This is a genomic window from Pseudoalteromonas luteoviolacea NCIMB 1942, from assembly GCF_001625595.1.
Lineage (GTDB): Bacteria > Pseudomonadota > Gammaproteobacteria > Enterobacterales > Alteromonadaceae > Pseudoalteromonas > Pseudoalteromonas luteoviolacea_A.
This window is the reverse complement of record NZ_AUXT01000203.1, coordinates 1-21,991: the sequence shown is the minus strand read 5'-3', so window position 1 is coordinate 21,991 and position 21,991 is coordinate 1. Positions and strand designations below refer to the sequence as shown.

Here is a 21,991-nt window from a genome sequence, read left to right as displayed (position 1 = left end):
CTCCCCATTACATTGCATTGATTATGCTTATTTCCTGCTCCGTGAGTGGTCGATATTGGCCTGCAGATAAGCCGCTATCTAACGCAATGCCTCCTACCTTTTCTCTATGTAATTCAATGACATGGTTGTCAACTGCTGCAAGCATACGCTTAACTTGGTGGTATTTCCCTTCACAGATAGACAGCCTCAACGCATATTTATCTAAGGGCTCAGCTTGAGCCGGTTGAGTGAGCTGCTTTTCGTTGTGTAAAGCCACACCTTCGCGCAATTTTTTTAGTGCTTCTTCTGTTATTATTTCTTTCGTTTCAACAAGGTAAGTCTTGAATTTTTGCTTCTTAGGCGAAGTGATTTGGTGTGACCAATCACCATCATTGGTGATAAGAACTAAACCGGTTGTATCAATGTCTAGTCGACCAGCAATATGAAAATCTTTTAAGTTAGGCTCATCTAAAAGATCAAAAACAGTTGGATGTAAGTCGTCCTGATTGGCACATACGTAGCCTTGGGGTTTATGCAACATGAAATATCTTTTACCTAAGTATTTCAAGGTCTTATCGTTTATTTTTATTTCGTCGGTCGCCGCGATTTGCAGTTCATTTCTTTTACACACAAGACCGTTTACAGTGACATTGCCTTTTTTAATTAACGACTTTACTTTGGTGCGCGGTAGCTCACCAATATTACTTACAAACTTGTCTAAACGGCATGGGAATTTCATAGTATTTCTCAGATGATATGTTATAAAAAAGTATTAATTATAAAATATTTAATTTTTTCGATAAATAGTCGGATCTAAATCGTAAGGATGAACGCTTAAACTGACACCATCGGACAAAATGTGTTGCAGCTCAGACAACACCAGCTCACTTAAAATTTGCTTTTGCGATTGAGTCCGTCCCTCTAGCAAATGTATTTGAACGTGGACAAAGTCTTCTCTGTCATCGCCAAGCAAACAGGCTTGGTATTCTATTAGTCTGGTTTTAATTGTGGTTATGTCAAATAGCTTTGAATCAATGACACTCTGATATACAGAGGACAGGAGCTTAGACAAGCAGACATCAAGTGTCTTCGAATGTTCTATGATGATATGCGGCATGGTAGGTACAGCGTATTATATTACAGAGCTATATAATAAAGGGGTTCTGAAGGAAAGCCAACACAGCAAAAATAGCTAAACCGATGATCAAAAGTTAAATAATGTTACACTGCTTTTAATTCATTTAATCAGTCAGGCAGCTTGCTTTAATTGAAGGCTCCTTGATAAGGTGTTGCTGTTTATCTAAGAGGTCGTGTTGGATTGAATATGTTATCTATTTTTAAGTCAAAGCCACTATTAGAAGAGGTTGAATCTCAATCTATACTAGATTTGTTTTTGTGGGCAGTTGAGCATTTCGACAGCGATTATTTCTTACAAAAAACACCAATAGTGCAACCTACAGAGCAGTTTTTCCCCGACCGAGTAACTAGTGTCGAAGAGATGGCTAGCTCGGTTTTTGAGCGTGTAAGAAGTTATGCAGGTCTAACACAGTGGCCGATTCAATTGACTTCGCCTCAACTTATGTCCATGCAGCAGACATTTCCCCATTTTTCTTTTGCAAACGGCCTGAGAGGGGAAAACATTGAACTTATTCAAGCACCGCTTCAAGCTGTCTCTGTGTCTTATAATCCGAATCAAATTAATCAACCTCAAGACTTAGTTGCAAGTATGGCTGGTAGTATGGCTTTAATGCTTATCCATCATGTAGGCAAGTTACCACCGGGCGGTCAGCAAAACTTAGCTGTTGCAGCGGATGTTGTGGCGATTTATATGGGATTTGGCACAATGCTGTGCAATACCGCATATCATTTTAGAGGGGGGTGTGGTTCTTGCTATAACCCTTACGCTAATCGCCAAGCGGCACTAAGTGAACAGGAAAGTGTATTCTTACATGCCCTTGTGTGTCACTTTAAGCCCAATAGTCAAGGAGGTAAACATTTAAAGCCTCACTTAAAAAGCATGTATAAGAAGGCAGAAAAGCAGTTAAAGCAGATTTTGCATACGAGCCCAGATCCGATCTTATTGGCACTAGAGGAACGTAGCGGTGCTTGAATACTTAGATGAGTTTATTATTATTGCATTGGCGCATTTCTTTGCCGTGGCGAGCCCAGGTCCAGATTTTGCGATAGTGTTGAAGCAGAGTGTACAGCAAGGCCGCAAAAACGCGTTGTTCACTAGCGCTGGTGTAGGGCTCGGAATTTTTGTACATGTCAGTTACTGTCTACTTGGCGTGGCGCTCCTTCTATCTCAATCACCTGAATTATTCAATGTGTTTAAATATCTAGCTGGTGCATACTTGGCGTACATGGGCATACAGGCGTTACGTTCGGCTAAACCGCCTCAAGGGCAAAAAGAAGCACATGCACAGCGTGTCTCTGAGTCTAACTGGAAGGCGTTGCAAAGAGGTTTTTTAGTAAATGCCCTTAATCCAAAAGCAACGTTGTTTTTCTTATCATTGTTTACACTCATGATTGACCCAGAAACCCCTCAGCAGGTACAAATTTTTTATGGTGTCTATATGGCTTTGGCTACGTGGATCTGGTTCTCAATTCTCTCGGTTATTTTATCCAAAAATTCAGTTCGGCATTTCTTTTATCGTGCAGGACACTGGTTTGACCGAGGAATTGGAGTGATATTGATATTGTTGGCCTTAAGAGTGGTAGTTTAGGGCCTACACATGAATACAATGGTACATTACTACTTCGCTTACGGGTCTAACTTGTCCACGAGACGTTTGTTCATAAGGTTGCCGCACGCACAGTGTCGAGGCGTTGCTGAGCTGAAAGGGCATGAATTAACATTTAATATGTTGAGCAAGGATGGATCGGCAAAATGTGACATTACACGCACCGAGGCAGTATCTAGTCGGGTTTTGGGTGTGATTTACACGCTTTCATCAGAAGAATTAAGTACATTGGATTCGATTGAAGGGGCGCGGTATGACCGTGTGTCGAAGCAGGTAAGGCTTTTAAACGGCGAATTCCTTGAGGCGTATTGCTACATTGCCAATACGTTTCACACTGATCAACTTCCATTTAGCTGGTACAAACAGCATGTACTAATTGGTGCGAGAGAGCACTGTTTTCCTTCAAGTTACATAGATACCATCAATCATCAAACTAGCATGCAAGATCCCGACGTTAAGCGGGAGCAATTGGAATTAGAGATATATAAATAACAAGGCAATATGGAAATGAAGCACACTCTTTGGCGTAAAGCGCTTTTTGTCAGTTCAGCACTACTGATGAGCAGCAATACATTCGCACTTACAGATACTCAGTTAGAAGAAGTAGAAAAGTCAGTTAATATGGCTATGAAGAGCTTTTCGATACCTGGACTTGCAGTTGGTATTGTCAACGATGGAAAAGTGGTAATGGCAAAAGGGTTTGGTGTCAGAAGCTACGGAAAAGAAACGCAGGTGGATGAGCGTACTTTATTTGGCATTGCATCCAATAGTAAAGCGTTTACGGCGGCTGCGTTAGCAATGTTAGTTGAGCAAGGTAAATTTAAGTGGGACGACCCTGTAGTGAAGCATTTGCCCGAGTTTGAGCTCTATAGCAAAGCGCTAACTGAACAAATGACGATACGGGATTTACTGAGTCATCGGAGTGGTCTTGGCCTGGGTGCTGGTGATTTAATGATTTGGCCAGATACTGATAAGTCTGTTGAGGATATTTTAAAAGGCCTGAAATATTTAAAGCCCGTTTCGCAATTTCGTAATGAATACAATTATAACAACCTGATGTTTGTCGTTGCGGGTGAAGTTGTGAGTCGAGTCAGTGGCATCAGCTGGCACGAATTTGTAGAGCAACATATTTTTTCTAAAGTGGGCATGAATGGCTCCTATGCTGCATTTTCTCGAATTCCCCACGCTAATTCAAATTTTGCGACGGGTACCATTGAATATCAAGGCCAATTAGAGGAGTTCATTGGAGACTACCTTGAGGACTTTCGAGGAGCTGGCTCAATAACGTCTAATGTGACTGATATGGCGAAGTGGATGCAGACGCAAATGAATGTTGGTACAACGTCTTCAGGGGAGGTGTTGTTTGGCTCAAAATCGCAGAGCAATATGTGGCATCCACATATTATGCGTGTACCCGAAGAGCAAGCTCTACAGGGTTTTAGACAACACTTTAAAGGGTATGGCTTAGGTTGGTCGTTAGAAAGTTACTTCGGCTATAAAAAAGTAGGCCATGTAGGCGGTATTCTGGGGATGGGCTCTCTGGTAGCAATGATCCCAGAAAAGGGAGTTGGAGTTGTGTTGCTATCTAATCAGCAGGCTTACCCAGCGCTTAGAGCCATTGCTAACGAAGTGTTTGAGCAAGCATTAGATCTAGCGCCTCACAACTGGGTCGCTGACAGTGCTAAAACTTATCATGAAAGTCGAAGTGAAAAATACAGCAAGTTTGGACCAGTTAAACCAAAAAGAAAGAAAAAGGGTCTCTCCGATGATCACTATACAGGTACACTGCGCAGTCCTTGGTATGGTGACGTGATCGTGGAAAAAATAGCAGGTGAATTACGTATCGATTTTACCCATACAGGATTATTAAAAGGCTCGCTACATCACCATGGTGGCCACAGTTTTGTAGTGAAATGGGATGAGAAGTTGCTTGAGGCTGATGCGTATATTCATTTTAAGTTGAACGATAAAGGCCACGTAGAAAGTGCTGAGATGGAATGGGTTAACCCAGAAATTACCGATTTTAGTTTTGATTTTCACGACCTAAATTTAAAAGCTTTCCCCAAGCCTAAAGAATAGGTAAAAGGAATAGAACCAAAGTATCAAGGCTCGTAATAGTAAACTTTGATACACTTGAGCTGGTCTTGAGCAAGGAATTGTTATGCGTACAGCAATCATTAGCCACCCATTCTGTCGAAAGCATAAAATGCACTCTGAACATCCAGAGTGCCCACAGCGGCTGGACGCGATTTCCGATCGTATATTGGCATCTGGGTTGGATATCGCGTTGACTCATTTGAGTGCCCCCAAAGCTGACGTGGCGCATTTTTCTTTGGTGCATGACAGTGAACATATCACACAAGTTATTAACGCAATTCCTGAACAGGGGATTGCGGAGTTAGATGGTGATACTGCGCTGTGTAAAGACTCCTTTAAAGCGATTGAACGGGCGGTTGGTGCAGGTATTTTGGCTGTGGATGAAGTACTAGCAGGACGCCTCGATGCGGCTTTTTGTTCGGTACGCCCGCCAGGTCATCACGCGAGTCAAAATAAGTCTGCAGGATTTTGCGTGTTCAACAATGTGGCCATAGCCGTTGCTTATGCTAAGCAGCAGGGGGTTCAACGGATAGCGATATTAGATATTGATGTGCATCATGGTGATGGTACACAAGCAATTTTTAAGGATAACTCAGACATCCTATTTTGTTCTTTGTTCCAATACCCTTTTTACCCTAATAGTGAAATTGAAAATACTGAAACAGTATTAAATTCTCCTCTACCAGCTGCCAGTGATGGGAATGACTTAAAAGCGCTTTTCTCTCAGCAGTGGTCACCTTTAATTAAGGCATTTAAACCAGAACTTATTTTCATTAGTGCAGGATTTGACGCTCACTTAGAAGATGACATGGGCGGACTTAAGTTTGTCGAGAGTGATTATGCTTGGTTTACCAAAGAAGTTGCTAAACTGAGTCAGGAATTAAACTGTTTGGGCATTATTTCATGCCTAGAAGGTGGCTACGACCTTTCATCTCTAGGTCGCAGCGTCGAGACTCACCTGCGTACACTGGCTGAGTTTTAACTAAAATCCTTTAACAAACTAAATAGCTGGTGTAATTGGGTTATTTGGATTTTGGCGGTACAACACTGTCCTTCTGAAACAAGCTTTTGTTGCACTAATGTAGTTAAAACTGAATGGCTTGGTGCATTTTTACGATTGCCACTTAGGTCGTAGACCTCTTCGTTTGAATTGATATATATCGCTGTTTTTAATTGTTTTTCTGAAAGGTAGAACAAACTATCTTGCAGGGCTTGAACGTTGTCAACGTACTCTATACTTTGGTCGAATATAAGCACTAATGGGTACGATTTAATCATCATAATTTGTTCTCAGTCAAAGTCAGCACTAGGTGGCAAAGTATACTCAAGTTGGTAGTGTAATTGCGAGGAAAGTGCTTATGATGGGTGATTCACGTCAGCTGAAAATAAAAGACGTGTTTTCGACTAATTTACTGTCATGTGACTATTCGACCAGCTTACATGATGCACTCTGTATCATGCAAAAACATAGTATTAGTTCTATTTTTGTCAAAGACAACGAAGAAATTGTTGGCATTTGGACTGAGTCAGATTGCGTCAAACTAGATATTAAAAATGTTCGCATCATGGAGTTACCCATTGGTCAGGTCATGACATCGCCTGTGCATGATATCTTGGTAGATAAAACGCTTAGTGAAGCCACTGTTAAGCTCCACCAGCTTGGCATTCGGCACTTATTAGTCAAAGGAGTGAATTTCACGCCAATTGGTGTGGTGTCTTTATCTGATATTGTCAGAAACCAAGGCTTAGACCACTACTTACATTTTCGCCCCATTGCTGATCACTATGATACTAGTGTCAAAATACTCGACAGTGAACAGTGTATTAGCGAAGCCATCGAAGTAATGCGCATCGAAGGGGCAACAGCCGTGCTGGTTTATCATCAGCAACTTAATGAATATGGCATTATTACGCAAAGGGACGTGGCGTACGCGATTTTGCGGCCACAATGGCAGATGCCTTGCTGGCACTTAGCCAGTTACCCCATGTTGTCTATGACACCTGATGAGAGCCTGTTTGATGCCTACAGGAAAATGACCGCTAAATCGATTCGGCATTTAGTGGTACGAGAGTCAAAATCCCAACAAGTTATTGGGTTGTTAGCCTTAAAGAATGTACTCACGGAAATTGAGACAGCGTACTGTAGCGAATTAGAAAATGTGCTAGCGCAACGAGACATTGCGCTTAGAAAGTCAGAAAAGAATTTATACCTTGCCAATCGAATAATAGACGCGTCATTGGATGGCATTATGATCACGCGAAGTAGTGGAGAGATAATCCAAATAAATCCGGCTTTTAGTGCGTTAACTGGTTATCAAGATTATGAAGTTATAGGTAAAAAGCCCAGTATTTTAAGTTCGGGGCTACATGAAAAGCCATACTACGACACCATGTGGGCAGAACTAAGAGCCAAAGGTGTATGGCAAGGTGAAATCTGTAATAAAAAGAAAAGTGGTGAAATTTACGTTGAGTGGTTAACCATCATTGAAATCAATGAGCCCTACAGTGATGAAGTGCTCTATGCTGCTATTTTCAGTGATATTACCGAACGTAAAAATGCAGAAGAAAAAATAGCGCGTCTGGCCTATTTTGATGAGCTTACGGGATTACCAAATAGACGATTGTTTTACGACCGACTGGCAATGGCACTGGCATCAGCGCATCGTGATAACCATAAAATTAGTATCATGTTTATTGATTTGGACCGATTTAAAGAAGTGAATGATACGTTAGGCCATAGTGCAGGGGATAAGCTACTTATTCAGGTGAGTGAGCGCATCAAGTCAATACTCAAAGAGGGTGATACATTAGCACGCTTGGGTGGAGATGAATTTGTAGTGCTTCTTACTGAAGTTCGCGATGTGGAGAGTGTGCTTTCCTTTGCTGATAAACTCTTATTACAATTTAACAAGTCCTTTAACTTAGGCGAAATCTCAGTTGCAGCGACAGCATCACTGGGTGCTTCGATGTACCCAGAGGATGGACTGGACAGCGAAAGCCTACTCAAGCACGCTGATGTCGCCATGTATCGTTCAAAAGAGCTGGGACGAAATTCCTTCCAAATGTATAAAGCCTCAATGAATGCTCGTTCATTGGAGCGACTATCGATGCAGAGCCGTTTTCAAAGCGCGCTTGAAAACGGAGAATTTGAATTGTATTTCCAGCCTTTAAAGTGCTTGGCCAGTGGCCGTATTATGAGTTTAGAGTGCTTATTACGATGGCAAGACCCTAATTTAGGTATGATTTCGCCGGGGCAGTTTATTCCGTTGGCCGAGGAGTTAGGGTTGATTGTCAAACTGGATGAGTGGGTTATTGATCGAGCGTGTGCACAACTGACCATTTGGCTTCAACAAGGGTGTGATGTGCGCCGGTTAGCCATTAATGTTTCAGCGCAGCATCTTACACAAGGGGACTTAGTCAATACGTTAAATTCCGCACTCGATAAGTACGGTGTAAAAGGAAGTCAAATTGAGTTAGAGCTCACTGAAAGCTGCTTCGTAGACAACTTTCAAAAGGCAAAAACGGTATTAGGTGATTTGAAAAAACTGGGTGTGAGTATCGCGTTAGACGACTTTGGAACAGGGTATTCTGCATTGAGTTATCTTACTAAGTTACCGATAGATATTTTAAAAATAGATCCCAGTTTTATAGCCAAAATTCCTGATGAATACGGTAACAGTGAGGTTGTCAGTGCGATTGTCGCGATGGCCAAAGCTCTCAAATTACATGTGGTAGCAGAGGGCGTTGAAAAGATAGAGCAAATGCAGTTTTTACAAAAGTTAGGTTGCCATGCTATGCAGGGATATTTGTACTGCAAGCCGCTTTCAAAAGCGGCTTGGATCGGGTTTTATCAGGCCGAAAAGCTGACTTCATAAGAGGTGAATTTACGGATATTGATCACACCGTTTTCAAAAATAAGATATTGGCCTTTTATCCCTTTTAAAACCCCCGTTACCGTGGGTTCTTTATCAAAGTTAAAAGAGCTTATTTTTGTAGGGTAGTCATTCACAGGGAAAGTGAGATCTACTACATCTTCATTTAATCTCTCAATTGCTGTAGCCCCAAAAAGTTGCGCCAACTCATCTAACTTTTCTTGAATTTTTGGGAGCAAGACTTGCGCACTTTCCTTCAAATCCAACTCGGGGTTTATTCCTTTGAGCATATTGCGCCAATTGGTTTTGTCAGCAATAAACTCGGCCAGTGCGACTTCAACAAGGCCTGACTGCAAGCGTGTTTGAACCTTGAAAATAGGAAGAGCTTGGGTTGCTCCCTGATCTATCCAGCGTGTTGGGATCTGGGTGTGTCGCGTGATCCCGACTTTTAAACCTGATGTGTTGGCCAAATAAACATAATGCGGGATCATGCAGTTGGCTTCTCCCCATTCAGGCTCTCGGCAAGTGCCGTTATCAAAATGGCATGTTTCAGGCTTCATGATACACATGTCGCAGCTTGCCAGCTTTTTCATGCAAACGAAGCAATGACCTTGTGAGTAGCTCTTTTTGGTTTTCTTACCGCAACTACAGCAATAAATATTGCCGCTAAAGGTCAGTGTAATTTCGCGACCAAAATACTCGTTAAGGTTGACGAGCTCATCGCCAATTGGCAATTGGTACTGAATTGGGTTTGTGAGTGTGGCTTTGAGTTTTTTCAAAGTACCTTGCATCTTTACGCCCCTAAAGATGAATCAAAAGGAGATCCTAGCAAGTCAGATGAAAAATACCAATGGTAAAAATAAAAAACACATACATTTCAATTGTTTGAAATTGATATTGGTTTTCATTTTTATTCAACATTTTGTACTTAGAAAAAAACGGCTGATGAACAGCCGCTTTTTTACTATTCAAAGAGGCTATTGCTCTCTAGCAATTGCTCGGTAGGCAATATCTGTACGATATTCAACACCATCCCAATGAATGTCTTTTACCAGTGCATAAGCGCGTTTCTGAGCTTCAGTCACCGAATGGCCAAGTGCTGTTGCACACAATACACGTCCACCGGCAGTTACAACATCGTTACCCTGCTGCTTTGTACCCGCATGAAATACTTTTTCGCCTTCAGAATATTCTACTTGAAGGCCTGAAATCGCATCACCTTTTGGATAGCTTGCTGGGTAGTCTTTGGCTGCCAGTACAACACCTACGGCTGCTCTTGGATCAAACTGAATGTCTGTTTGGTCAAGCTCTTGTCTGTTTGCAGCTTCAATTAATGAAACCAGATCTGACTGCAAGCGAAGCATAATAGGTTGTGTTTCAGGATCACCAAAACGACAGTTATATTCAATGACTTTTGGTATACCATCTGCTGTGATCATCAAGCCCGCATATAGGAAACCTGTATAAGGGTGGCCTTCTGCTGCCATACCTTCAACAGTCGGGTTAATCACCTCGTCCATAATGCGATTATGGATTTCCGTTGTAACTACAGGGGCTGGTGAGTATGCACCCATACCGCCCGTATTAGGGCCTTGATCGCCGTTGTACGCACGTTTGTGGTCTTGGCTGGTGGCGAATGGTAGAACATTTTTACCATCTACCATCACGATGAAAGACGCCTCTTCACCTTCAAGAAACTCTTCAATTACTACGCGGCTGCCGGCATCACCAAATGCATTACCAGCAAGCATGTCACGTATCGCTTCTTCAGCCTCAGCCTCTGTCATCGCAACGATTACGCCTTTACCAGCCGCTAAACCGTCTGCTTTAACAACAATTGGTGCTCCTTGCTCTTTAACATATGCAATGGCAGGGTCTATCTCAGTAAATGTTTGATAGCTTGCCGTTGGGATGTTATGTCTAGCTAAAAAGTCTTTCGTGAAAGATTTAGAGCCCTCTAACTGCGCAGCAGCTTGAGTTGGGCCGAATATTGCTAAACCTTCTGAACGGAAGCGATCAACAACGCCAATAACTAGCGGTGCTTCAGGTCCTACAATCGTCAGTTCAACCTTTTGCTCTTTTGCAAACATCACCAATGCGTCTAAATCTTCAACGCCAATAGCTACATTTTCAAGCTTTGGTTCAAGTGCCGTACCTGCGTTACCAGGTGCAACAAATACAGTTTTTACAGATGGGTTTTGAGCGGCTTTGAACGCGAGTGCGTGTTCGCGGCCACCGCTGCCAATGACAAGTACATTCATGGCAAAGTTTCCTATTAAATCTTTTTAAACTTTAAAGTCATACGATCGCTTTCCCCAATCGCCTTGTACTGCGCTGACTTTTCGTCTCCAAGCGCAAGTCTAGGCGGTAGCGTCCAAACACCACGAGGATGGTTTGCGCTGTCTAGTGGGTTAGCATTGATTTCGCTGCTTGCTACCAATTCAAAGCCCGCTTTTTTCGCCATTTCGATGACGTAGCTTTGCTTCATATAACCTGAACGTTTCTGATCTTCAGTATTGCGGTGTTCCGGCAAACGGTGCTCCACCACACCTAAGATACCACCTGGTTTCAGGGCTTTATGAAATGCTTTAAAAGAATTTAAAACACCTTCGTCACCTGGACGCATATACCAGTTGTGTACGTTGCGGAACGTCAAAACTATGTCCGCAGAACCTGCTGGTGCAACATCGTGGTGAGAGGCCGCTGAGAACTCAGTGACTTTCACTTCACTAAAGCGCGGATCGGTAGAAACTTTATCTTTAAAGGCTGCAAGCGAATTTTTAAAATACTCTCGTTCAGAACTTGCAGGGAAGTGCGCGGCATATAGCGTACCTTGACCTTTAATAGCTGGCGCCAGTATTTCAGTGTACCAACCACCGCCTGGAGAAATTTCTACCACTGTCATATTCGGCTTAAGACCAAAAAACTCCAATGTTTGGACTGGATTGCGGTATTTATCACGTGCACGGTTGTTCTCTGCTCGTTCACTACTTTGCGCTGCTTTGGCAATGTTGACAGCTGACTTATTAGAACCACCAGTACTGCTACAACCTGCGATGGCAGTTACGATGCCCGCGGTAATTAAAGCTTTAATACCTAGTTTCATTATTCAGTTCCTTCAAGTTGTTATGATTGTCTTTTGGCCAGAATACTTGAATTTGGTGCAAACAAAAAGCGCGAAACGTTAAACGTCTCGCGCTTTTCGATTAATGGCGGAAATGGCGCATTCCAGTGAATACCATCGCCATGCCAGCTTCGTCAGCTGCGGCAATGACTTCTTCATCACGCATTGAGCCACCAGGCTGGATTACTGCGGTAATACCAGCTTCTGCTGCCGCATCAATGCCATCTCGGAATGGGAAGAACGCATCTGATGCCATTACAGAACCTTTAACTTCAAGGTTTTCGTCTGCAGCTTTTATACCCGCAATTTTCGCAGAGTACACTCGGCTCATTTGGCCAGCACCGACACCGATGGTCATACCGTCACGTGCGTATACAATCGCGTTTGATTTTACAAATTTAGCGACTTTCCAGCAGAACAATAGGTCTTTCAGTTCTTGCTCTGTAGGCTGGCGTTTAGACACGACAGTTAAATCATCAAGTGTAACCATGCCTTGATCGCGGTCTTGGATAAGTACACCACCATTAACACGTTTGATGTCAACGCCTGTAGATTTTACATCCCACTGACCACATTCAAGAAGGCGCACGTTTTTCTTCTCAGAAACGATTTCAGCAGCTTCTGCTGAGATACTTGGAGCGATGATAACTTCAACAAACTGGCGCTCAACAATCGCTTTTGCTGTAGCCGCATCAAGCTCTCGGTTGAAAGCGATGATACCACCAAAAGCAGATGTAGGATCTGTTTTGAAGGCTCTGTCATAAGCGCTTAAGATATCTTTATCTTCTGCAACACCGCATGGATTTGCGTGCTTAACAATAACACATGCAGGAGCTGTAAAGCTCTTAACACATTCAAGTGCAGCGTCGGTATCTGCAATGTTGTTGAATGACAAGGCTTTACCTTGAAGTTGCGTAGCGGTTGCAACCGATGCTTCTTCAATATCGTTTTCAACATAGAAAGCTGCGTCTTGGTGTGAATTTTCACCGTAACGCATGTCTTGTTTCTTAGTAAACTGCATGTTGATAGTACGTGGGAATTTAGTCTCTTCAGCAGCTTCTTCTGTGTAATCTGCTACAAGCTTACCAAAGTAGTTTGCGATCATGCCGTCATACTGTGCTGTATGCTCGTATGCCGCGATAGCTAGGTCAAAACGTGTTTTATACGTTGTGGAACCCTCGTTACCTTTAATTTCAGCAAGTACGCGGTCATAGTCACTAGCATTAACCACAATCGTTACATCTTTGTGATTTTTTGCTGCTGCGCGAACCATTGTTGGGCCGCCGATGTCGATATTTTCGATTGCATCTTCAAGGCTGCAGTCAGCTTTTGCAACAGTTTGTGCAAAGGGGTATAAGTTAACTACAACCATATCAATAGCAGAGATGTTATTGTCTGCCATGACGCCTTCATCTTGGCCACGACGCCCCAAGATACCACCGTGTACTTTCGGGTGGAGAGTTTTCACGCGACCATCCATGATCTCTGGGTGGCCTGTGTAGTCAGATACTTCCGTTACCTGAATGCCGTTGTCGGCTAGGAGCTTGCAAGTACCGCCTGTAGAAAGTAGTTCAACACCTGACTCTGCAAGTGCACGAGCGAACTCAACGATACCGGTTTTATCTGACACGCTTAAAAGTGCGCGACGAATAGGACGATGTATATCCATGATGGTTTTGATTTCCTCAATGATTAGTTAAGGGCTAGCTTAGAAAGGCTGTATTTTAGCTCAACTAGGATGAGAAAACGATGGAAATCATGTTAACGAGGTTGAGAAAAACTGAACTTTATCGTTAAGTATGTCTATGAATGAAATTTGTAACTAAAAAAAGGAGAGGTGTGCTATTAAAAAGTTTGAAGTTGGTGAGTATGATGGGGTGGAGTTCGAAAACGCCTGTGATAGGCGCTTTCGAGAATTAAAAACTACGGGTTAGTTCATACCGTATTTTTTAAGTTTCTTACGAAGAGTACCACGGTTGATACCTAGTAAGATCGCAGCACGTGTCTGGTTGCCACGAGTGTAAGTCATTACTTCTTCAAGAAGTGGCGCTTCTAGTTCTGATAAAACTAGCTCGTAAACATCTTGTACGTCTTGACCATTTAACTGCTTTAAATAGTGGTGGACAGCTTTTTTAACTGCATCGCGTAATGGTTGCGGTTTCTCTTGTGACTGAACATGAGCGTTAGTGATAAAAGGAGAAGTCACATTTTGTTCGAACATCTTTATGTCTCTTTCTTAGTTAGCTGCTAGTGTTTCAAAATAGTTTTCTAATGCCTCGATTTGCTCTTCTGGCTGCTCAAGGGCATTGAATACTCGCCTAAATTGACCTTCTTGGTCATGGGACTGCAAATACCAAGATACATGTTTGCGTGCGATGCGCGCACCCATTGGTTCACCGTAAAACTGATGGAGGTTTAGCAGGTGCTCCATCAAAATACTACGTACCTCAGAAACTTCTGGGGTAGGTAGATGTTTTCCAGTTCGCAAATAATAGTCTATCTCTCGGAAAATCCAAGGACGACCTTGGGCGGCTCGACCAATCATGATGGCATCTGCGCCCGTATAATCCAAAACCTGTTTCGCTTTTTCTGGAGACGTTATGTCGCCATTAGCTACGACAGGTATAGAAACCGACTGCTTTATCGCTTTGATAGTGTCGTATTCTGCCTCACCTTTATACATGCAAGCACGCGTTCTACCGTGCACTGCCAGTGATGCAATACGATTGCGTTCGGCTATTTTCGCAATTTCAACGCCGTTGCGGTTCGCTGGATCCCATCCTGTGCGGATCTTCAAGGTTACTGGTACTTTGACCGCGCCAACCACGGCTTGTACTATTTCCTCGACCAAATCCGGATACTGCAATAGTGCTGAACCTGCGAGTTTCTTGTTCACTTTCTTGGCTGGGCAACCCATATTGATATCTATGATTTGCGCGCCATTTTGGACATTAAATTGAGCGGCTTGTGCCATGAGTTCAGGATCAGCTCCTGCAATCTGCACTGAACGTATACCTGATTCACCAGAATGATCCATACGGTTCATTGATTTATCAGTTTTCCATACCTTAGGATTTGAAGACAACATCTCCGACACCGCAAGTCCTGCACCTAGACGTCGACATAGTTGTCTAAATGGACGGTCAGTGATCCCCGCCATTGGCGCGACGATTACATTGTTCTCAAGTTGATATGGGCCTATACGCACTGCTACTCAATCTGCCTCTTTTCAAGGGGCGCTAAGTTTACGGTTTTTTTTGCAAAAATCAAAGGCTATAAATTGAACATAAGTGCTTTTTTTTTGAACTTTTTGGGTTGACTTTTGGTAACAATATGAAGGCGGGAAAAAATTGTCCTAAAAATAAACAAAATTATTTTATGTGACAGTTTTAATTTATTTCATGAGCTGTAAAAAAAGCGTAAAGCCTGTTAATTGGAGGCTTTACGCGTAATAGATTACTAACTCAGTATTTCGTCGTTACAGTTGTTATTGTTTTGTAATTCCACTTACACGGGTCCATTCACCCTCTTGCTTTATTGCATCTAAATCAATATAGGGCGCATAAACATTTGCAACGGATTCCGCTTGCTCTTCCAGTATTCCAGACATGGCAATTGCACCTTTTGGTTTTAAGAAACCAAGAATGATTTCATGCAGTTCTCTCAGTGGCTGAGCAAGAATATTTGCAACCACTATATCGGCTTTGAAGTCAGGTTGATTTTCCGGCAAATACACTTCAAGTTTGTCTGCTACACCATTGCGTTGCGCATTGTCTCGACTAGCGATAAGTGCTTGAGGGTCAATGTCGATACCAATAACGCGCTCTGCCCCAAGTTTGATGGCAGCAATACCGAGAATGCCTGAACCACAGCCAAAATCCACAACTGTCTTACCACTTAGATCCTGAGCTTCGAGCCATTTTAAACAAAGTGATGTAGTGGCGTGTGTGCCAGTACCAAATGCAAGGCCAGGATCAAGCAACACATTTACGGCATTTGGGTCTGGAATATCGCGCCAGCTTGGGCAAATCCACAAACGTTCACCAAACTTAATAGGGTGGAAGTTATCCATCCATTCCCGCTCCCAGTCTTTGTCCTCTAATTGTTCAATTTTATAATTAGGCATGTCAGACATATTCTCAGTCAGGTAACCAACTACAGACTGCATATTATGTGTTGCTTCAAAAAGGCCAATGACGGTCGTTTCAGGCCATAGGATCACTTCGCCAGGCTTAGGCTCGTAGACAGGGTTATTCTGGCTATCGATAAAAGTCACAGAAGGGCAACCAATGTCCATCAGTAAATCACTTATCTGATCTGCCGTTTCTTTGTTAGCATCAATTCGGATTTGGATCCAAGCCATAATGTTGTTCCTAGTAAATTTTTATTGCTATGCGGGTTTAGAATGTACGTGGTGTGTTTTAGTGTGAGTATCACATTTATAACAGCTAGATAGATCGCTTTAATTTAGCCTGTATACCAGATATACATTCGTTATTGTTCAAAGTAAAAAGGCCGCATTATGCGGCCTTTTTTAGTAATTTTTACTCTTAGCCTTTTACATCTAAGAAGCTTTTCAGTAGATCTGAACGAGAAGGGTGTCTCAGTTTACGAAGTGCTTTCGCTTCGATCTGACGAATACGTTCACGTGTAACGTCAAACTGTTTACCTACTTCTTCCAACGTGTGGTCAGTGTTCATATCGATACCAAAGCGCATACGTAGTACTTTTGCTTCTCTCGCAGTAAGACCAGCAAGCACTTCGTTAGTAGCACCACGTAAACTTTCCATCGTTGCAGAGTCAATCGGAGATTCAATCGTGGTATCTTCGATGAAGTCACCAAGATGTGAATCTTCATCATCACCAATTGGTGTTTCCATTGAGATTGGTTCTTTAGCAATCTTCAACACCTTACGGATCTTATCTTCCGGCATCATCATGCGTTCAGCCAGCTCTTCGGGACTTGGTTCACGACCCATTTCCTGCAACATCTGACGAGAAATACGATTCAGTTTATTGATCGTTTCAATCATATGTACAGGGATACGGATAGTTCTCGCTTGATCTGCAATTGAACGAGTAATTGCCTGCCTGATCCACCAAGTTGCATAAGTTGAGAACTTATAACCTCGACGGTACTCAAACTTATCAACCGCTTTCATCAAGCCGATGTTACCTTCTTGAATTAAATCCAAGAACTGTAGACCACGGTTGGTGTACTTTTTCGCGATTGAGATTACTAGACGTAAGTTTGCTTCAACCATCTCTTTCTTCGCACGGCGAGCTTTCGCTTCACCAATACTCATACGGCGGTTAATGTCCTTAATTCGCTCAACACTTAGGCCAGTGCTTTCTTCAATGACTTTAAGCTTGTTGATACAGCGATCGATTTCAGGTCTTACTTGACGTAATTTTTCAGAATGCTTTTCACCAGAGGCGATTTCAGCATCAATCCAAGCAACATCAGTTTCGTTATTCGCAAAGTGCTTAACGAATGTTTTCTTAGGCAGTTTTGCAATCTGAACAGCTTGCTTCATGATAATACGTTCTTGAACACGTACTTTATCCATCATTTCACGCATGTTATTAACCATGCGGTCAAACTGTTTAGGTACTAGCTTAAACTTTCTAAATAGCTCACCAATTTCTTTAATCGCGGTTTGTGAGTCTGGGTGACTACGACCTTTTTCTTCAAAGCATTTACGTGCGCTTGTGTATAAAGCGCGTAGCTCCTCGAAGTGCTCGCGGGCAACCTCTGGATCTGGACCATTATCGGCTTCGTCAGAGTCGTCGTCGTCTTCAGACTCATCGTCTTCGTCGTCTAAGTCTTCTTCACTTAGTTCTGAACCGATGTGCGTTGCAGAAATTGTCGCTTCATCGTCTTCTAATGAATCAAAGAAGCCTGTGACGATGTCGCTAAGGCGCATCTCTTCCGCTTCGTATTTGTCCCACTGTTCAAGTAGGTAAGTAATTGCTTCAGGGTATTCAGCTACAGAAATCTGTACTTGGTTAATCCCTTCTTCAATTCTTTTTGCTATTAGAATTTCGCCTTCCCGAGTCAGAAGCTCAACGGTACCCATCTCACGCATATACATGCGAACAGGATCTGTTGTTCTGCCAATTTCTTTTTCTACCGTTGCTAGCGCAGCTGCCGCTGCTTCTGCCGCATCTTCGTCGGTGGTGGTTTCTTGCATCATCAACTCATCGGCATCAGGGGCAGCTTCAGAAACCTGAATACCCATATCATTGATCATGCTAATGATATCTTCTACTTGATCCGAATCTATGATGTCTTGTGGAAGGTGATCGTTAACTTCTGCAAAAGTTAAGTAACCTTGCTCTTTACCTTTCTGAATCAGAAGTTTGAGTTGTGACTGAGGAGATTGATCCATAGAGATTTTTGCTTCCACTCTGATAAAGTTTATACAACGGGCGCCAGCTAAAAACAGCGTTATTTTGGTTGACGCAGTGAATAGAACATTATAACACCAAAATTTAATATTGGCCAGTTCTACGAGTGCTTAAAGCTTGGGTTAATAACGCACATTCCAGTCGTTCATCGCCACTTAAGCCCTCTGTTTTGTCCTTAATAAGTAAGGTCTCTAAACGCAGATTTAAACACTGATCTTCAATAAATTTAAAAGTGTGCTTAAACTCGTCTTCTAGTGCTTCTTCTTGGATATTATGTTGCCAAGTAGCCAGCTTCTTGAGTGCTTCGTAATCTTGTGTATCACGAAACGACTCTAGTATATGTGCGGTCGTGTAGTGCTGGTTTTCTAAGCAGCTATGTTGCAACCTTAGAAACAGCGCCATACCTGGCAATTGCATATGTGCCAATTCAGGTAAGTAATCTACACTTTGTGCTAATTTAGGGTGTTGCAATAACAGGCCTATAGCTCTTCTCATTGGTGTCACTTTAAACTTACGCTCAATCGCATGTTGTTTTTTCGGTGTCGCCAATTTGGCACTGAGTTGCTCTCGCGTTCTACCAATTAATCGGGCCAGTGTGGTTAACAATGACTCCTGATAAAATTCGCTGGGAATTTTATTAATAAGCGGTATGGCTTCAGCCATAAGTTTGGCTTTGCCAGCATCTGTCGTCAGGTCGCACTGCTCTGATAGACGACTGAACAGCACTTTACTGTAGTCATCCGCACTTGTTAACCTTTGTTCAAATTGCTCTTTACCTTCTTTTTGAACCAGCGAATCAGGATCCTCACCATCGGGTAAAAAGACAAAACCTAAAGATTTTCCATCTTTTAAATTAGGTAATGCATGCTCAAGTGCTCGCCAAGCTGCATCTCTTCCAGCTCTATCCCCGTCATAGCAACAAATTACGTTATCAGTATTTCGAAATAGCGTTTGCATATGTTCTATGGTCGTGGCTGTACCTAGCGCCGCGACTGCATAGTCGATGCCATACTCTGAAAGTGCAACCACGTCCATATAGCCTTCGACAATGAGCACTTGTTCAAGAGATTTATGCGCTTGTTTGGCTTCATAAAAGCCATATAGTTCAAAACTTTTATGAAAGATTCTTGTTTCAGGTGAGTTTAAGTATTTGGGGCCCTGATCTTGGCTCATAACTCGACCACCAAATGCGATAACACGACCTCGTTTATCTCGGATTGGAAACATCAGTCGGTCGCGGAAGAAGTCAAACTGTCGACCAGGTGCCTTTTCACTGGCGAGTTTTAATTCAACTAGCTGTTGGCGGTGGGCTGGTGTTTTTGCGAGTCTTGATAATAACGCATCCCATTCGGATGGTGCGTACCCGATCATAAATTTATGAATCGTGTGCTCTGATAACCCTCGGCCTTGAACGTAACTTAAAACTGAAGCTGCATTGTTGTGGTTTGCCAACTGATGCTGATAGAAATTAGCCGTTTGCTGCATTAAATCATAATCAGATTTTTTTTCTTCAAAGCTACGCTGTGGTCCCCCTAGGCCTTGCTCTCTAGGGATATCCAAATTGTAAAGGCCAGCGAGCTCTTCAATGGCATCAACAAACTCCAGTTTGTCATATTCCATTAGAAATGAGATGGCATTACCGTTTGCGCCACAGCCAAAGCAATGATAAAACTGCTTGTCACGAGAGACTGTGAAAGAAGGGGTCTTTTCGTTGTGGAAAGGACAACAGGCTTGATAATCTTTACCTGCTTTTTTTAAGCCAATACGACCATCGATCAACTCAACGATATCCGTTCTAGCTAATAGATCATCGATAAACTGCCGTGGAATTTTGCCAGCCATAATTTTCCTAACGCTTATACGAAGAAACCGAGCGCATGGCTCGGTTTACTAATTTCATACATTTGTATGTGGGTATTATGCGCTTAATCTTTGCTTTATTAAACCAGAGATTTTGCCCATATCGGCACGACCTTCAGCTTTCGCTTTAATCACACCCATTACTTTACCCATGTCTTGCATACCAGCCGCGCCTGTGTCTGCAATGGTTGCATCGATCATTGCTAATACCTCTTCCTCGGTAAAAGGTTGTGGTAAGAATGATTCAAGCACTTTTATTTCACCAGCTTCAACGTCTGCTAAGTCTTCTCTTCCCGCATCAGTATACTGAGTGAAAGAGTCTTTGCGCTGTTTAACCAGTTTTACCAACACGGAGGTAATACCAGCATCGTCTAGCGTTGTCTGGTTATCAATTTCGCGTTGCTTGACTTCAGCTAGAGCTGCTCTGATAGCCGCAAGACGAAGTTTGTCTTTGGCTTTCATTGCTTCCTTTTGGGCGTCTTTTAGCGTCGCTAATAAGCTCATATGTACAAGACCAAATGTTAATTAGTATAGTTTAACGCGACGTGCGTTTTCACGAGAAAGCTTTTTCATGTGGCGCTTAACTGCAGCTGCTTTCTTACGCTTACGCTCTGCAGTTGGCTTTTCGTAGTGTTCGCGACGACGAACTTCAGAAAGGATACCTGCTTTTTCACATGAACGCTTGAAACGACGAAGTGCTACGTCAAACGGTTCGTTTTCTCTTACTTTAATTACTGGCATTAAAAATTCACCTACCTAAATTATGAGCTTGGCTCAAATTGACCGCAAAATGGTCAATTGGTTCAAAAATGGTGCGGTATTGTAAGCCGAAGCGAGACCGCGTGTAAAGATCAAATTATAGCGGATCTAAATTATTGTGTCATGCCCCAAATCTGAGCAAATAAATAGGTGCTTAGCTTTTAAGACCTTATAAATAACATGCAGGTGACTTGGCCTGCTTGTTTTTCTTTTAAAAGCTGCCATTTATCAGGAAGTTCTGGCATAGACTCTTTTTCGAATTCAACGTAAATAAGTGTATTTTCATGTAGCCATTGATGCTGTTCTAGTAAATCACAACATGGTGAAAGCAAGTCTTTTCTGAATGGGGGATCAAGAAAAACGACATCGAAAGTTTGGTTATTTTGATTGTTCTTTAGATATTCGAGTGCACTCGCGTTAAAAACGACAGCGTTATCTAAACCGAGCGTCACGGCATTTGCTTTGATCTGAGCGGCTGCCCCTTTATCTAGCTCTATAAAAGTTGCATCCTGAGCGAATCGTGACAGGCACTCAAAGCCTAAATTACCGGAACCTGCAAAACAATCTAATACCGACGCATGTCGAATATCAGCCATTAACCAATTAAATAGTGTTTCTTTTACTCTATCCGTTGTTGGTCTTAAGCCCTCAACATCTTTGACGGGTAGCTTGCGGCCCTTAAATTTACCACTGATTATTCTGATATGACCATTACTTTGGGTTTGGGGCTTCTTTTTTCTCATATAACTTCACTATCGAGTTGCATGTGTACGATTATAAATTTTTCATCTACTTGGAACATGATACACTAGGCGCACATTATGGCGTTAACTCGGTGATTATAACAATGATTACTGAGTCTTAAATTTGAATATTAATGTCTTTGCACAATTTCTAAAGTTCAAGCTGTTATGCTGATGAGAATTTACCCTATTGATGTTTGGCTTTAATGCGGTGAATCATACAGGTAGTTATGAGCACTGGATCGCAATACAAAACTTTCATGGTATTAGTTGGTTATGGGAAAAAAGAATAAATTTCTGTCTTGGTTAGGGTTTGGCAAGTCTGATAAGGCTCAGACCGAACATGAAGAAGCAGAGCGTCTAGCTAAAGAGCAGGCAGAGCGTGAAGAAGCAGAGCGTCTA

Annotated in this window: 21 protein-coding genes; 6 read left to right on the top strand and 15 right to left on the bottom strand. The window is 42.4% G+C overall.

All coding sequences use genetic code 11. The annotated features are described in order from the left end of the window. Window positions 1-7: 7 nt before the first annotated feature. Both rsuA and N482_RS24545 read right to left on the bottom strand, forming a co-directional pair. On the bottom strand, window positions 8-718 hold the full coding sequence (rsuA, locus tag N482_RS20655) for a 16S rRNA pseudouridine(516) synthase RsuA (RefSeq protein ID WP_063378863.1): 711 nt from the start codon (window positions 716-718) through the stop codon (window positions 8-10). A 48-nt stretch (window positions 719-766) separates the two neighbouring features. Continuing rightward, window positions 767-1,096, bottom strand: a complete 330-nt coding sequence (locus tag N482_RS24545; RefSeq protein WP_081228127.1) for a 5-carboxymethyl-2-hydroxymuconate Delta-isomerase — start codon at window positions 1,094-1,096, stop codon at window positions 767-769. Window positions 1,097-1,303: 207 nt separating this feature from the next. On the opposite strand from N482_RS24545, the gene N482_RS20650 reads away from it, so the two are divergent. The 5 genes from N482_RS20650 to N482_RS20630 all read left to right on the top strand — a co-directional run bounded on the left by N482_RS20650 (window position 1,304) and on the right by N482_RS20630 (window position 5,802). Next, complete coding sequence (locus N482_RS20650; RefSeq protein ID WP_063378862.1) at window positions 1,304-2,089, top strand: hypothetical protein; 786 nt, start codon at window positions 1,304-1,306, stop codon at window positions 2,087-2,089. Then, window positions 2,082-2,705, top strand: coding sequence for a LysE family transporter (locus N482_RS20645; protein ID WP_063378861.1), 624 nt, complete (start codon window positions 2,082-2,084; stop codon window positions 2,703-2,705). The genes N482_RS20650 and N482_RS20645 overlap by 8 nt, the downstream gene beginning before the upstream one ends. A gap of 9 nt (window positions 2,706-2,714) precedes the next feature. Continuing rightward, window positions 2,715-3,215, top strand: a complete 501-nt coding sequence (locus tag N482_RS20640) for a gamma-glutamylcyclotransferase family protein (RefSeq protein ID WP_081228125.1) — start codon at window positions 2,715-2,717, stop codon at window positions 3,213-3,215. Between the two features lie 15 nt (window positions 3,216-3,230). Then, entirely contained in the window at window positions 3,231-4,802 is a 1,572-nt protein-coding gene (locus N482_RS20635; protein WP_063378860.1) for a serine hydrolase, read from the top strand. A gap of 82 nt (window positions 4,803-4,884) precedes the next feature. Then, window positions 4,885-5,802 (top strand): histone deacetylase family protein, encoded by a 918-nt coding sequence (locus N482_RS20630; protein WP_063378859.1) that lies wholly within the window; start codon window positions 4,885-4,887, stop codon window positions 5,800-5,802. Here N482_RS20630 and N482_RS20625 read toward each other — a convergent pair. Further along, window positions 5,799-6,101, bottom strand: coding sequence for a hypothetical protein (locus N482_RS20625; RefSeq protein ID WP_063378858.1), 303 nt, complete (start codon window positions 6,099-6,101; stop codon window positions 5,799-5,801). The two genes, N482_RS20630 and N482_RS20625, sit on opposite strands and share 4 nt — an antisense overlap. 77 nt (window positions 6,102-6,178) lie before the next feature. On the opposite strand from N482_RS20625, the gene N482_RS20620 reads away from it, so the two are divergent. Next, complete coding sequence (locus N482_RS20620; RefSeq protein ID WP_063378857.1) at window positions 6,179-8,695, top strand: EAL domain-containing protein; 2,517 nt, start codon at window positions 6,179-6,181, stop codon at window positions 8,693-8,695. Here N482_RS20620 and N482_RS20615 read toward each other — a convergent pair. From N482_RS20615 to rsmD, 12 genes are all read right to left on the bottom strand, one after another. Beyond that, window positions 8,671-9,483, bottom strand: coding sequence for a DUF2797 domain-containing protein (locus N482_RS20615; RefSeq protein WP_063378856.1), 813 nt, complete (start codon window positions 9,481-9,483; stop codon window positions 8,671-8,673). The genes N482_RS20620 and N482_RS20615 overlap by 25 nt on opposite strands. Before the next feature lie 186 nt (window positions 9,484-9,669). Next, complete coding sequence (purD, locus tag N482_RS20610; RefSeq protein WP_063378855.1) at window positions 9,670-10,953, bottom strand: phosphoribosylamine--glycine ligase; 1,284 nt, start codon at window positions 10,951-10,953, stop codon at window positions 9,670-9,672. Window positions 10,954-10,967: 14 nt separating this feature from the next. Continuing rightward, window positions 10,968-11,798, bottom strand: coding sequence for a class I SAM-dependent methyltransferase (locus tag N482_RS20605; RefSeq protein WP_063378854.1), 831 nt, complete (start codon window positions 11,796-11,798; stop codon window positions 10,968-10,970). A 100-nt stretch (window positions 11,799-11,898) separates the two neighbouring features. Beyond that, entirely contained in the window at window positions 11,899-13,485 is a 1,587-nt protein-coding gene (purH, locus tag N482_RS20600) for a bifunctional phosphoribosylaminoimidazolecarboxamide formyltransferase/IMP cyclohydrolase (RefSeq protein ID WP_063378853.1), read from the bottom strand. 261 nt (window positions 13,486-13,746) lie between these two features. After that, window positions 13,747-14,037 carry a DNA-binding transcriptional regulator Fis gene (gene fis / locus N482_RS20595; RefSeq protein WP_010374122.1) on the bottom strand — a complete coding sequence of 97 codons (291 nt, stop codon included), beginning with the start codon at window positions 14,035-14,037 and terminating at the stop codon, window positions 13,747-13,749. A 15-nt stretch (window positions 14,038-14,052) separates the two neighbouring features. Next, window positions 14,053-15,024 (bottom strand): tRNA dihydrouridine synthase DusB, encoded by a 972-nt coding sequence (gene dusB / locus N482_RS20590; RefSeq protein WP_081228124.1) that lies wholly within the window; start codon window positions 15,022-15,024, stop codon window positions 14,053-14,055. Window positions 15,025-15,303: 279 nt separating this feature from the next. Next, window positions 15,304-16,179 (bottom strand): 50S ribosomal protein L11 methyltransferase, encoded by an 876-nt coding sequence (prmA, locus tag N482_RS20585; RefSeq protein ID WP_063378852.1) that lies wholly within the window; start codon window positions 16,177-16,179, stop codon window positions 15,304-15,306. Between the two features lie 187 nt (window positions 16,180-16,366). Then, the gene (gene rpoD, locus N482_RS20580; RefSeq protein ID WP_063378851.1) at window positions 16,367-18,208 is read right to left on the bottom strand and encodes an RNA polymerase sigma factor RpoD; all 1,842 of its coding nucleotides are present in this window, start codon (window positions 18,206-18,208) and stop codon (window positions 16,367-16,369) included. Between the two features lie 103 nt (window positions 18,209-18,311). Beyond that, on the bottom strand, window positions 18,312-20,069 hold the full coding sequence (gene dnaG / locus N482_RS20575; RefSeq protein WP_063378850.1) for a DNA primase: 1,758 nt from the start codon (window positions 20,067-20,069) through the stop codon (window positions 18,312-18,314). 75 nt (window positions 20,070-20,144) lie between these two features. Further along, window positions 20,145-20,591 carry a GatB/YqeY domain-containing protein gene (locus N482_RS20570; protein WP_063378849.1) on the bottom strand — a complete coding sequence of 149 codons (447 nt, stop codon included), beginning with the start codon at window positions 20,589-20,591 and terminating at the stop codon, window positions 20,145-20,147. 21 nt (window positions 20,592-20,612) lie between these two features. Then, window positions 20,613-20,828 carry a 30S ribosomal protein S21 gene (gene rpsU / locus N482_RS20565; RefSeq protein WP_010362466.1) on the bottom strand — a complete coding sequence of 72 codons (216 nt, stop codon included), beginning with the start codon at window positions 20,826-20,828 and terminating at the stop codon, window positions 20,613-20,615. Between the two features lie 179 nt (window positions 20,829-21,007). Beyond that, entirely contained in the window at window positions 21,008-21,589 is a 582-nt protein-coding gene (rsmD, locus tag N482_RS20560) for a 16S rRNA (guanine(966)-N(2))-methyltransferase RsmD (protein WP_063378848.1), read from the bottom strand. Window positions 21,590-21,991 lie beyond the last annotated feature (402 nt).